Raw genomic sequence first — 12,227 nt, forward strand, 5'->3', positions numbered from 1 at the left:
GGCCAGGGGCTAGATCCAGGTGGTGAACCACATCCGGGCCCGCCAGGCGTCCATCGGGATCGTCTGGCCGGTGTACAGCGGGTAGAAGTAGAGGAAGTTCCACACCACGGCGAAGACCAGCAGTCCGGCGGCGGCCCCGCCGACCAGGCGGCGGTCCCGGCCGGCCCCGGCGGGGCCGATCAGGGCGCCGATCATCATGGTCACCGCGAGGACCAGGAACGGCACGAAGGCGACCGCGTAGAAGAGGAAGATCGTCCGCTGCTGGTAGCCGAACCACGGCAGGTAGCCGGCCGCCAGGCCGCACAGGATCGCGCCCGCCCGCCAGTCCCGCCGCGCGGCCCAGCGGTACAGGCAGTACGCCAGCGCCACCACGCCCGCCCACCACAGCACCGGCGTGCCGATCCCCAGCACCTCGCGGGCGCACTCGGAGACCTTGCAGCCGGACTGCCCGAGCTTCGGCGCCTCGTAGAAGTACGACACCGGCCGGCCCAGCACCAGCCAGCTCCACGGGTTGGACTGGTAGGTGTGCGGGCTGGTCAGGTGCACGTGGAAGTCGTACATGGTCGCGTGGTAGTGCCAGAGGCTGCGCAGTCCGGCCGGCACCCAGCTCATGTCGAACTGCGGCAGCTTCAGCCCGAACAGGTGGTCCGGGGACAGCCCGGCGCGGTGCAGCGCCCAGTCCCGTCCGTAGCCGCCCTTGCCCGGCGCGGTGCTGCTCAGGAACCAGCCCGTCCAGGACGCCACGTACACCCCGACGGCCACCACCAGCATCACCGGCCCGGCCAGCAGGGCGTCCCACAGGCCGAACAGCAGCCAGTTGCGGCAGCCCGCCTGGCGGCGGGCGCCCATGTCCCAGCAGGCGCTCAGCAGGGCGAAGGCCAGCAGGGCGTACATGCCGCTCCACTTGGTGGCCGACATCAGTCCCAGCGAGACCGCCGCCGCCAGCCGGTACGGCCGCCAGCCGAGATGCGCCCAGTCGCCGTTGGGGTACCGCTCCAGCCGCTCGGCGATCAGCGCACGGGTGCGGTCCCGGTCCAGCAGCAGGAAGCCGAACGCCGCCAGGAACCAGAACATCACCACCAGGTCCAGCAGTGCCGCCCGGCTCATCACGAAGTGCAGGCCGTCCACCGCCAGCAGCAGGCCGGCCACGCAGCCCAGCAGCGTCGAGCGGAACAGCCGCCGCCCGATCCGGGCGATCATCAGGATCGACACCGTGCCGAGCAGCGCCATCACGAACCGCCAGCCGACCGGGTTCATCCCGTAGATCTGCTCGCCGAGCCCGATCAGCCATTTGCCGACCGGCGGATGCACGATGTACGCCGGGTCCGTCCGGTACGGCACCGTCGGGTCCGCCGCCAGGATCTTCCCGTTGGCGTCGTCGGCCCAGCTGGTCTCGTACCCGCCCTTCCAGAGCGCGTAGGCGTCCTTGGCGTAGTACGTCTCGTCGAAGATCAGCGCGTGCGGCGAGCCCAGCTGCCACAGCCGCAGCACACCGCCGAACAGCGCCACCGCCAGCGGGCCGAGCCAGCCCGACCAGTAGCACAGCCACGACCACAGCCGCTCCGGCACCCGCAGGCCCAGGCGGGCCAGCACCGGGGACGGCGCGACGGTGTCCGGGGTCACCCCGGGGCCGTCCGGCATCGGCGGCACCAGGCGCTCGGCCGCACTCGCCCGCTCGGGCGCCCGGTAGCCGTACCGGGCCAGCCGGCGCTGCCACCCGGAGGGGTCCGGCTCCGCCTCCCGCGGGCCCGGCAGCAGGGGGCCGGCCGCCGGGGCATCGGGGGCGACCGCCTCCGACGCGCTCAGCAGGGCCACCCCGCCCTGGTCGGTGTGGTCCGCGCCCTCGGGCGCTCCGGGTGCCGTGTCGCCGCTCACGCGCCACATCGTAGGGGCGCACCCCGGAGAGGAGGAGGTCCCCTCCGAAGCTGCCCGGTTCGTCCCCTTCTCCGGCCCGCGTCCGCCCCGCCCGCCGCCTCCGGCCCCGCCCGTCCGGGCCGCCGGCCCCGGCCGCCCGCCCGGCCTGGGAGGATGGGAGCCGTGACAGGAGTACTCGTTCTCGCAGGCACCCCCATCGGCGACGTCTCCGACGCCCCGCCCCGGCTGCTCACCGAACTCGCCGGCGCGGACGTGATCGCCGCCGAGGACACCCGGCGGCTGCGCCGGCTCACCCAGGCCCTCGGGGTGACCCCGGGCGGCCGGGTGGTCTCCTACTTCGAGGGGAACGAGGTCGGCCGCACCCCCGAGCTGGTCGAGGCGCTGCGCGGCGGCGCCCGGGTGCTGCTGGTCACCGACGCCGGGATGCCCTCGGTCTCGGACCCCGGCTACCGGCTGGTGGACGCCGCGGTCGCCGCCGGGATCAAGGTCACCGCGGTGCCCGGCCCGTCCGCCGTGCTCACCGCGCTCGCCCTGTCCGGCCTGCCGGTCGACCGCTTCACCTTCGAGGGCTTCCTGCCGCGCAAGAGCGGCGACCGGGCCCGCCAGCTCGCCGAGATCGCGGCCGAGCCGCGCACCATGGTCTTCTTCGAGGCCCCGCACCGGATCGCCGAGACGCTGGACGCGATGGCCCTGGCCTTCGGCGCGGAGCGCCCCGGCGCGGTCTGCCGCGAGCTCACCAAGACCTACGAGGAGGTCCGCCGCGGCCCGCTCGGCGAGCTCGCCGCCTGGGCCGCCGACGGGGTCCGGGGCGAGATCACGGTCGTGGTGGCGGGCGCGCCGCCGGCCGCCCCGCAGGAGGTCGGCCCCGCCGAGCTGGCCCGCCGGGTCGCCGTCCGGGAGGAGGCCGGCGAGCGCCGCAAGGAGGCCATCGCGGCGGTCGCCGCCGACCTCGGACTGCCCAAGCGCGAGGTCTTCGACGCGGTCGTCGCGGCCAAGAACGCGGGCTGAGCGGGCCCCGGGCGGCCCGCCGGAACCGCAGGCCGCGAGGGGTGCCCGCGGCCGTCGCCGCGCGTACCGTGGAGGGGAACACCAGAGCGGGTGGCCGTACCGCGGGCACCCGTCGCCGGCTTGGTCCAAGTCTCATCCAACGCACGTCCAAGACTTGACAAGTCGGGTAAGGAAACCTTCCACGCGGGCATTCCTCCGGAAGGAAAGACCCGAGCCGGACGACCGTCCGGCGGGCACTGGGAGACGGCTATGAGCGAGACGATGGGTAGCCCTCTGACTGGCAACGCGCCCAGCGGCGTCGGACTGACCACCCGGACGTCGGCGCCCGTGGAGACCGTGCGGGAGGCGTACTCCTTCGCCTGCCTGAGCTGCGGATACGGCTGGGAGCAGGCCTACGACATCGAGCACCGCGTGGACCGGGAGGGCCGGATCGTCTTCGAGTACAAGGCGAACGGGGTCCGGGTGCCCTCGCCGCTGCGCCAGCCGACCTGCCCCGGCTGCGGTGGGCACAAGGTGAGGATCATGCGGGAGGGCCGGGTGGCCACCGCCGAGCACTCCTCGCACCACGCGCCCGGCTACTCCTCGCACGCGGAGCCCGCGGACGGACCCGCGGCGAGCGGCCCCGCCGCGCCCGCCCCCGCCGCCGCGCCCGCCGAGGGCGGGCACCGGCCCTGGTACCGGTTCGGCCGCCGCGCGGACTGACCCCGCCGCCGAAGGGCCGCCCCGCCGGTAATCGGTCGAGGGCGGTTCCTTCGCGCGACTAAGATTCCGTGGCATGGCGGCCACTGAAGACCACAGCACCACCGAGGCCTCGCGCTCGGCGTACTACGTCACGACCCCGATCTACTACGTGAACGACCGCCCGCACCTGGGCCACGCGTACACCACGGTCGCGGGCGACGTCCTCACCCGCTGGCACCGCCAGCGCGGGGAGAACGTCTGGTACCTCACCGGCACCGACGAGCACGGCCAGAAGATCCTGCGCACGGCCGAGGCCAACGGCGTCACCCCGCAGGAGTGGTGCGACAGGCTGGTCGAGGAGGCGTGGAAGCCGCTCTGGCAGCACCTGGACATCGCCAACGACGACTTCATCCGCACCACCCAGCAGCGGCACACCGACCGGGTGCAGGAGTTCGTCCAGGACCTCCACGACAAGGGCGAGATCTACAAGGGCGGCTACTCCGGCCCGTACTGCGTGGGCTGCGAGGAGTACAAGCTCCCCGGCGAGCTGCTCCCCGGCGCCACCGAGGACGAGAAGCTCTGCCCGATCCACAAGAAGCCGGTGGAGTGGCTGGAGGAGGAGAACTATTTCTTCCGGCTCTCCGCCTACGGTCCGAAGCTGCTGGAGTTCTACGCGGCCAACCCGGACTTCATCGCCCCGGCCTCGGCCCGCAACGAGGTGCTGCGCTTCGTCGAGCAGGGCCTGCAGGACCTCTCGATCTCCCGCTCCACCTTCAACTGGGGCGTGCCGCTGCCCTGGGACGAGAAGCACGTCCTCTACGTGTGGGTCGACGCGCTGCAGAACTACATCACCGCCGCCGGCTACGGCGCCGACCCTGAGCGCTTCGCCGAGCTGTGGCCGGCCTCCGTCCACCTGGTCGGCAAGGACATCCTGCGCTTCCACGCGGTGATCTGGCCGGCCATGCTGATGGCCGCCGGGCTGCCGCTGCCCAAGCGGGTCGTCGCCAACGGCTGGCTGATGGTCGGCGGCGAGAAGATGTCCAAGTCGAACCTGACCGGCATCGCCCCGACCGACCTCACCTCGCACTTCGGCGTGGACGCGTACCGCTACTACTTCCTGCGGGCGATCCCGTTCGGCACCGACGGCTCGTTCTCCTGGGAGGACTTCACCGCCCGGTACACCTCGGAGCTCGCCAACGACTTCGGCAACCTCGCCTCGCGGGTCGCCGCCATGGTCGGCAAGTACTTCGACGGCTCGCTGCCGGCCGCCACCGCCGCCGGCGCGGCCGAGCAGGCGGTCGTGGACGGCCTGGCCAGGGCCACCGCCACCGCCGACCTGAAGATCGGCGAGGAGCTGGACTTCGCCGGCGGCATCGCGGCGGTCTTCGACTTCGTCAAGCTGGTCAACGGCTACCTGACCGAGCAGGAGCCGTGGAAGGTCGCCAAGGACACCTCGGAGGAGGGGCAGGCCCGCCTCGCCACCATCCTCTACACCGCGGCCGAGGCCCTGCGGGCCACCGCCGTGCTGCTCAACCCGCTGATGCCGACCACCGCCGCCAAGCTGTGGGACTCCCTCGGCGCCGAGGAGGGGCTCGGCTCGCTCGCCTCGCAGACCATCGCCACCGTGGCCGACTGGGGCCGGCTGCCGGCCGGCTCCACCGTCACCAAGGGCGACATCCTGTTCCCCCGCCTGGAAGAGAAGCCCGCCTCCTGATGGCCAAGAAGGACGACGACCGGTCGACCCCGCCGCCGCTGCCGGAACCCCTGGCGGTGGCGGTGGCCGACTCGCACACCCACCTGGACATGCAGAACGGCACCCCCGCCGAGGGCCTCGCGAAGGCCGCCTCGGTCGGGGTGACCACCGTCGTCCAGGTCGGCTGCGACGTGCGCGGCTCGCGCTGGGCGGCGGAACTCGCCGCCGAGCACGAGGCCGTGCACGCGGCCGTCGCCCTGCACCCCAACGAGGCGCCGCGGATCTTCCTCGGCGACCCGGACGGCTGGTCCGGGCAGCACCGCGGGCCGGGCGGGGCGAAGGCCCTCGACGAGGCGCTCGCCGAGATCGACGCCCTCGCCGCGCTGCCGCAGGTCAAGGCGGTCGGCGAGACCGGCCTCGACTACTTCCGCACCGGCCCCGAGGGCGTGGACATCCAGAAGGAGTCCTTCCGCCGCCACATCGAGATCGCCAAGCGGCACGGCAAGGCCCTGGTCATCCACGACCGGGACGCCCACGAGGACGTCATCGCCCTGCTGCTGGAGGAGGGCGCGCCCGAGCGCACCGTCTTCCACTGCTACTCCGGCGACGCCGCGATGGCCGAGATCTGCGCCGAGCACGGCTGGTACCTCTCCTTCGCCGGCCCGGTCACCTACAAGGCCAACCACGCCCTGCGCGCGGCCCTGTCGGCCACCCCGCTGGACCGCGTCCTGATCGAGACGGACGCGCCCTTCCTCACCCCGCACCCCTTCCGCGGCCGCCCCAACGCCCCCTACCTGATCCCGGTCACCCTCCGCGCGATGGCCGCCCACCGCGGCATCGGCGAGGACGAGATGGCCACCGCGATCGCCGAGAACACCGCCCGCGCCTTCGGCTACTGACGACGTACGGCGACCCCGGGCAGGCCGTCGCGGCCCGGGCCGCCGCGGCGCCCGTATCCTTGCGGGGTGAGCAGCACCGATCCCGCACCCGCGCCCGACCACCACCTGCTCGGCGCGGCCGACATCCGCGAGCTGGCGGCCGCCTTCGGCGTGAAGCCGACCAAGCAGCGCGGGCAGAACTTCGTCATCGACGGCAACACCGTGCGGCGGATCGTCCGCGCGGGCGGGGTGACCGCCGAGGACAGCGTGGTCGAGGTCGGCCCCGGGCTCGGCTCGCTGACCCTGGCGCTGCTGGAGGTCGCCTCGCACGTCACCGCGGTGGAGATCGACCCGCTGCTCGCCCAGCACCTGCCGACCACCGTCGCCTCCCGGATGCCGGAGAAGGCCGACCACTTCGACCTGGTGCTGAGCGACGCGATGGACGTCACCGAGCTCCCCGGCCCGGCGCCGACCGCGCTGGTCGCCAACCTGCCGTACAACGTGGCCGTGCCGGTGCTGCTGCACATGCTGCAGACCTTCCCGAGCATCGAGCGCACGCTCGTCATGGTGCAGAGCGAGGTCGCCGACCGGCTCGCCGCCAAGCCCGGCAACAAGGTGTACGGCGTGCCCTCGGTGAAGGCCAACTGGTACGCCGAGGTGAAGCGGGCCGGCGCGATCGGCCGAAACGTCTTCTGGCCCGCGCCGAACGTCGACTCCGGCCTGGTCTCGCTGATCCGCCGCGAGCCGCCGAAGACCACCGCCTCGCGCGCCGAGGTGTTCGCCGTGGTCGACGCCGCGTTCGCGCAGCGCCGCAAGACCCTGCGGGCCGCCCTGGCCGGCTGGGCCGGCTCGCCGGCCGGCGCCGAACAGGCGCTGCACGCCGCCGGAATCGACCACAAGCTGCGCGGCGAGATGCTGACGGTCGAGCAGTTCGCCGCCATCGCCGAGCACAAGCCCGAGGCCCAGAAATGATCACGGTTCGCGTCCCCGCCAAGGTCAACGTCCAGCTCGGCGTCGGCGGCCTGCGCGCCGACGGCTTCCACGACCTGGCCAACGTCTTCTTCGCCGTCGGCCTGTTCGACGAGGTCACGGCCACCCCCGGCGAGGGCGTCACGCTCTCCTGCACCGGCCCTGACGCGGCGTCCGTCCCGCTGGACGACAGCAACCTCGCGGCCCGCGCCGCCCGGCTGCTCGCCGCCCACCACGGCCTCGCCGACCCGGGCGTCCACCTGCACATCGCCAAGGCGATCCCGGTGGCCGGCGGGATGGCCGGCGGCAGTGCGGACGGCGCCGCCGCGCTGGTCGCCTGCGACGCGCTGTGGGGCCTGGACACCCCGTTCGACACCCTGCTGGAGCTCGCCGCCGAACTCGGCTCGGACGTGCCGTTCGCCCTGCTCGGCGGTGTCGCGCTGGGCCGCGGCCGCGGTGAGATCCTGGACGCGCTGCCGGTGGCCGGCGCCTTCCACTGGGTGTTCGCGGTCGCCGAGGGCGGGCTCTCCACCCCGGCCGTGTTCCGCGAGTGCGACCGGCTCCGCGAGGAGGCCGGCACCGGTTCCTCGGAGGCGGACGTCCCCACCCCGGACGCCGACCCGGCCCTGCTCGCCGCCCTCGCGGCCGGCGACCCGGTCGCCCTGGCCGCCGCGCTCACCAACGACCTGCAAGCCGCCGCCCTGTCGCTGCGGCCCTCGCTCGCCGACACCCTGCACGCGGGCACCGAGGCCGGCGCGATCGGCGCCCTGGTCTCCGGCTCCGGCCCGACCTGTGCCTTCCTGGCCAAGGACGCCGAGTCGGCCACCGCGATCGCCGCCGCCCTCACCGCCTCCGGCACCTGCCGCACCGCCCACGCCACCCACGGGCCGGTGCCGGGCGCGGAGGTCAGCGCACCCAGGCCTTGAACGGCTCGGTGTCCAGACTGATCCCGACCGGATCGGGCAGCAGGATGGTCTTGCCGAACGGCCGCCGGACCAGGCTCACGTACTGGCCGTCCTCGGGCTCGCTGTGGACCAGCACCTCGCAACTGTCACGGTCGACCAGCAGGTAGACCGGGATACCGGTCTCCGCGTAGGCCCGCGGCTTCCCGTCCCGGCCGCGGCGGTCGGTGTCGGTGTCGTACGAGGTCACCTCGACCACCATCACGGCCCGGTCGGCGGAGGCCCACTCGCCCTGGCCGGCGAAGCTGCCCTTCGGAGACAGCACGCCGTCCGGCTTGGCGTGGCCCTTGCGGTGGCTTTCCACCCGCAGTCCGCGCTCGGGGTACAGCCACAGGTCGGGGCGCTGCTGCATGCACTGCTCCATCACCCAGCGGATGATCTCGTCGTGGTCGCCGTCCGGCACTGCCTTGACCCCCAGCCGCCCGTGGATGAACTCCATCCGCACACCTTCACGCTCGGCCGCCAGGGCGATGCGCTCGAACTCCTCGGCCGGCATCTGCGGCCGGTCCTCCACCGCGGTCACCGCACACCTGCCGCTCTCCGGTTCGCTGCGGCGACCCTCGCACGGTACCGCGCCGGAGCAGCGGGCCGGGAGCTTCCCGCCTCCCACTAGGCTGGGTGGTCGGAGATCTCTCTCGACCCTCTCCCAGGAGCGCAGCAGCAGTGGCCGTCAACCTCGCCACCATCGAGTCCGTCACCAAGGTGTACGGCACCCGTGCCCTGATGGACGGGGTGAGCCTCGGCGTCAGCGAGGGGGACCGGATCGGCGTCGTCGGGCGCAACGGCGACGGCAAGACCACCCTGATCCGGATGCTCGCCAAGCTGGAGGAGCCGGACAGCGGGCGGATCACCCACTCCGGCGGGCTGCAGATGGCCGTCCTCACCCAGCACGACTCGCTCGACCCCGAGGCCACCATCCGGCACGAGGTGATCGCCGACCGGGCCGACCACGAGTGGCTCGGCGACTCCCGGATCCGCGACATCATCGAGGGCCTCTTCGGCGGCCTGGACCTGCCGGGCTTCGCCGACGGCCTGGACACCGTGATCGGCCCGCTCTCCGGCGGTGAGCGCCGCCGCATCGCGCTGGCCAAGCTGCTGCTCGGCGAGCCCGACCTGATCGTCCTGGACGAGCCCACCAACCACCTCGACGTCGAGGGCATCGCCTGGCTCGCCCGCCACCTGCAGAACCGCCGTTCGGCGCTGGTCTGCGTCACCCACGACCGCTGGTTCCTCGACCAGGTCTGCACCCGGATGTGGGACGTCCAGCGCGGCGAGGTCCGCGAGTACGAGGGCGGCTACTCCGACTACGTCTTCGCCCGCGCCGAGCGCTCCCGGATCGAGGCGACCGAGGAGCAGAAGCGGCAGAACCTGGCCCGCAAGGAGCTGGCCTGGCTGCGCCGCGGAGCGCCCGCCCGCACCTCCAAGCCGCGCTACCGCATCGAGGCCGCCAACGCGCTGATCGCCGACGTGCCGGAGCCGCGCGACAAGTCCGAGCTGATGAAGTTCGCCAACGCCCGCCTCGGCCGCACGGTCTTCGACCTGGAGGGCGTGAGCATCAAGGCCGGCCCCAAGCACCTGCTGGACCACCTCACCTGGCAGCTCGGCCCCGGCGACCGGATCGGCCTGCTCGGCGTCAACGGCGCCGGCAAGACCTCGCTGCTGCGGGCCATGCAGGCCGCGTACGCCACCGAGGGCGACGTGCAGCCGGCCGGCGGCGTGATCAAGGTCGGCAAGACCGTCCGCCTGGCGTACCTCTCCCAGGAGGTCGCCGAGCTGGACCCGGCGACCCGGGTGCTGCAGGCCGTCGAGCAGGTCCGCGGGCGGGTCGACCTCGGCAAGGGCCGGGAGATGAGCGCCGGTCAGCTCTGCGAGCAGTTCGGCTTCGGCAAGGACAAGCAGTGGACGCCGGTCGGCGACCTCTCCGGCGGCGAGCGCCGCCGCCTGCAGCTGCTGCGCCTGCTGATGGACGAGCCCAATGTGCTCTTCCTCGACGAGCCCACCAACGACCTCGACATCGAGACCCTGAACCAGCTGGAGGACGTCCTCGACGGCTGGCCCGGCTCGATGATCGTGATCAGCCACGACCGCTTCTTCATCGAGCGGACCACCGACACCGTCTACGCACTGCTCGGCGACCGCCGGATGCGGATGCTGCCGAACGGCGTCGACGAGTACCTGGAGCGCCGGGCCAGGATGGCCGAGCAGGCCGCCCCGGCCGCCGCCGCGGCGCCCGCCGCCGCCGACCAGGGCCCGGAGAAGTCGGCCGGCGACCTGCGGGCGGTCAAGAAGGAGATGCAGAAGCTGGAGCGACAGATCGCCAAGCTGGACCAGCAGGAGTCCAAGCTGCACGCCCAGCTCGCCGAGCACGCCGCCGACTTCTCCAAGGTCGCCGACCTGGACGCGCAGCTGCGCAAGGTCCGCGACGAGAAGGAGGAGCTGGAGATGGGCTGGCTGGAGCTGGCCGAGCAGGTCTGACCCGCCGGCCCGCGGCGCTCAGCGCCCGGGCCGGAAGCGGCGCACGATCTCGGCGCAGGAGGCGGTGACCAGCACCAGTGCGGTCACCGCCCAGCCGATCGAGCCGCCCTGGCGGTGCTGGGCGAGGCCGAGGTCGAGCAGCAGCAGATTGAGGGCCAGGCACAGGACGGCGAAGACCTTGTCGAACACGCCGTTCTTCTCGAACACGTCTCTCACGTGCGCCCTTTCATGGCCGGGAGGCGACACCATACCGCCGTCGGCCGCCGCCCGGCGCACCACCCCGGCGGACGGTCGGTCGTACGCGCCCGAGCCTCCCGCGCGCCTGCTGTCCCCGCTGGTCAGCGGCTTGCCAGGGTGGGTGCCATGAGCACTGACACCCCGTCATCCCCGGTCTGCGCACCGGATCGTGCGGTGCTGCGCCGGGTGGCCGCGGCCGCCCTGTTCGGCACCGCCGTCGAGTTCTACGACTTCTTCCTCTACGGCACCGCCGCGGCGCTGGTGTTCGGCCGGGTGTTCTTCCCCGGGCTGGGCGCGGTCGGGGCGCTGCTCGCGGCGTTCTCCGTCTACGCGGTGGCGTTCGTGGCCCGGCCGCTCGGCGCGGTGCTGTTCGGGCACGTCGGGGACCGCCGCGGCCGCCGGGCCACCCTGGTGGCCTCCCTGTTGCTGACCGGCCTGTCCACGACGGCGGTCGGACTGCTGCCCGGGTACGGCCGGTGGGGGCTGTGGGCGCCCGCGGCGCTGTGCCTGCTGCGGTTCTGCCAGGGCCTCGGGCTGGGCGGCGAGTGGGGCGGCGCCGCGCTGCTGCTCGCGGAGTACGCCCCGGCCGGCCGCCGCGGCCGCTACGGCGGTTTCGTGCAGCTCGGTCCGTGCACCGGCTTCTTCCTGGCGACCGGGGTGTTCCTGGTGCTGGGGGAGTGGCTGGACGAGGCGCAGTTCCTGGCGTGGGGCTGGCGGCTGCCGTTCCTGGCCTCGTCCGTGCTGGTGGCCCTCGGCCTGTTCGTCCGGCTGCGGGTCGCCGAGACCCCGCTGTTCCGGGCCGGGCCGGACCGCGCCCGGGTGCCGGCGGCGGAGGTGCTCCTGTGGCACGGCCGGACGGTGCTGCTGGGCGCGGGCACGGTCGTGTCGGGGTACGCGCTCTTCTACCTGACGACGACCTACGCGCTGGCGCACGCCACCGCGGACCTCGGGGTGCCGCGCGGCCGGGTGCTCGGGCTGCTGCTGGCCGGCGCGGTGCTCAAGGGCGGTGCGGTGGTGCTCTCCGCCCGGTGCAGCGACCGGTTCGGCCGGCGCCGGACGCTGCTGGCCGCGACGGCCGCGGCGACGGCCTGGTCACCGCTGCTGTTCCCGCTGCTGGAGACCGGCCGGACGGGGCCGGTGGCGCTCGCCCTGGTGGGGGCGATGGCGCTGCTCGGGGCGATGCTCGGCCCGGTGGCCGGGTACCTGCCGGAGCTCTTCCCGACCCGGGTGCGCTACACGGGGGCGGCGCTCACCTACAACCTGGCGGGCGTGGTGGGCGGGGCGACGGCGCCGCTGGTGGCGGCCCGGCTGGCCGCGGCGTACGGGACGGCGGTGCCGGTGGGCTGGTACCTGGCCGGGCTCGGGGTGCTCGCGCTGCTCTGCCTGCTCGGCCTGCCGGAGACCCGGGGCGCGGACCTGGACGCCGCCGGCCGCCGCTCCCTCGTACTG

11 protein-coding genes are annotated in these 12,227 nt (G+C 73.6%); 8 read left to right on the plus strand and 3 right to left on the minus strand.

Features of this window, described 5'->3' with window-relative positions:
• Positions 1-9: 9 nt before the first annotated feature.
• Positions 10-1,758, minus strand: a complete 1,749-nt coding sequence (locus ACFV0G_RS22790; RefSeq protein WP_380550832.1) for a dolichyl-phosphate-mannose--protein mannosyltransferase — start codon at positions 1,756-1,758, stop codon at positions 10-12.
• Positions 1,759-2,037: 279 nt separating this feature from the next.
• Between ACFV0G_RS22790 and rsmI the strand changes: the two genes are divergently transcribed.
• From rsmI to ACFV0G_RS22820, 6 genes are all read left to right on the plus strand, one after another.
• Positions 2,038-2,883: a 16S rRNA (cytidine(1402)-2'-O)-methyltransferase gene (rsmI, locus tag ACFV0G_RS22795; RefSeq protein WP_380550800.1), complete on the plus strand. Its 846-nt coding sequence runs from the start codon at positions 2,038-2,040 to the stop codon at positions 2,881-2,883.
• 261 nt (positions 2,884-3,144) lie between these two features.
• Positions 3,145-3,585, plus strand: coding sequence for a hypothetical protein (locus tag ACFV0G_RS22800; RefSeq protein WP_380550803.1), 441 nt, complete (start codon positions 3,145-3,147; stop codon positions 3,583-3,585).
• 73 nt (positions 3,586-3,658) lie between these two features.
• A complete protein-coding gene (gene metG, locus ACFV0G_RS22805; protein ID WP_380550806.1) occupies positions 3,659-5,278 on the plus strand; it encodes a methionine--tRNA ligase in 1,620 nt (539 codons plus the stop codon).
• A complete protein-coding gene (locus tag ACFV0G_RS22810) occupies positions 5,278-6,156 on the plus strand; it encodes a TatD family hydrolase (protein ID WP_380550810.1) in 879 nt (292 codons plus the stop codon). Before metG ends, ACFV0G_RS22810 begins: the two co-directional genes overlap by 1 nt.
• Positions 6,157-6,222: 66 nt before the next feature.
• Positions 6,223-7,107, plus strand: coding sequence for a 16S rRNA (adenine(1518)-N(6)/adenine(1519)-N(6))-dimethyltransferase RsmA (gene rsmA / locus ACFV0G_RS22815; RefSeq protein WP_380550813.1), 885 nt, complete (start codon positions 6,223-6,225; stop codon positions 7,105-7,107).
• On the plus strand, positions 7,104-8,030 hold the full coding sequence (locus tag ACFV0G_RS22820; protein WP_380550816.1) for a 4-(cytidine 5'-diphospho)-2-C-methyl-D-erythritol kinase: 927 nt from the start codon (positions 7,104-7,106) through the stop codon (positions 8,028-8,030). Before rsmA ends, ACFV0G_RS22820 begins: the two co-directional genes overlap by 4 nt.
• On the opposite strand, the gene ACFV0G_RS22825 is transcribed toward ACFV0G_RS22820, so the two are convergent.
• Positions 8,011-8,589 carry a Uma2 family endonuclease gene (locus ACFV0G_RS22825; RefSeq protein WP_380550819.1) on the minus strand — a complete coding sequence of 193 codons (579 nt, stop codon included), beginning with the start codon at positions 8,587-8,589 and terminating at the stop codon, positions 8,011-8,013. The genes ACFV0G_RS22820 and ACFV0G_RS22825 overlap by 20 nt on opposite strands.
• A gap of 140 nt (positions 8,590-8,729) precedes the next feature.
• On the opposite strand from ACFV0G_RS22825, the gene ACFV0G_RS22830 reads away from it, so the two are divergent.
• Positions 8,730-10,541 carry an ABC-F family ATP-binding cassette domain-containing protein gene (locus ACFV0G_RS22830; RefSeq protein ID WP_380550823.1) on the plus strand — a complete coding sequence of 604 codons (1,812 nt, stop codon included), beginning with the start codon at positions 8,730-8,732 and terminating at the stop codon, positions 10,539-10,541.
• A gap of 18 nt (positions 10,542-10,559) precedes the next feature.
• On the opposite strand, the gene ACFV0G_RS22835 is transcribed toward ACFV0G_RS22830, so the two are convergent.
• Complete coding sequence (locus ACFV0G_RS22835) at positions 10,560-10,757, minus strand: hypothetical protein (RefSeq protein WP_380550826.1); 198 nt, start codon at positions 10,755-10,757, stop codon at positions 10,560-10,562.
• Between the two features lie 147 nt (positions 10,758-10,904).
• On the opposite strand from ACFV0G_RS22835, the gene ACFV0G_RS22840 reads away from it, so the two are divergent.
• Positions 10,905-12,227, plus strand: a 1,323-nt coding sequence (locus tag ACFV0G_RS22840) for an MFS transporter (RefSeq protein ID WP_380550829.1), incomplete at its 3' end; no start/stop codon positions are given.

The organism is Kitasatospora sp. NPDC059571 (assembly GCF_042735675.1).
Taxonomy (GTDB): domain Bacteria; phylum Actinomycetota; class Actinomycetes; order Streptomycetales; family Streptomycetaceae; genus Kitasatospora.

What these genes read in the sequence shown, in the direction of transcription:
- ACFV0G_RS22800 (WP_380550803.1), top strand. Translation starts at nt 3,145, where the DNA reads ATGGGTAGCCCTCTGACTGGCAACGCGCCCAGCGGCGTCGGACTGACC.
- metG (WP_380550806.1), top strand. Translation starts at nt 3,659, where the DNA reads ATGGCGGCCACTGAAGACCACAGCACCACCGAGGCCTCGCGCTCGGCG.
- ACFV0G_RS22810 (WP_380550810.1), top strand. Translation starts at nt 5,278, where the DNA reads ATGGCCAAGAAGGACGACGACCGGTCGACCCCGCCGCCGCTGCCGGAA.
- ACFV0G_RS22820 (WP_380550816.1), top strand. Translation starts at nt 7,104, where the DNA reads ATGATCACGGTTCGCGTCCCCGCCAAGGTCAACGTCCAGCTCGGCGTC.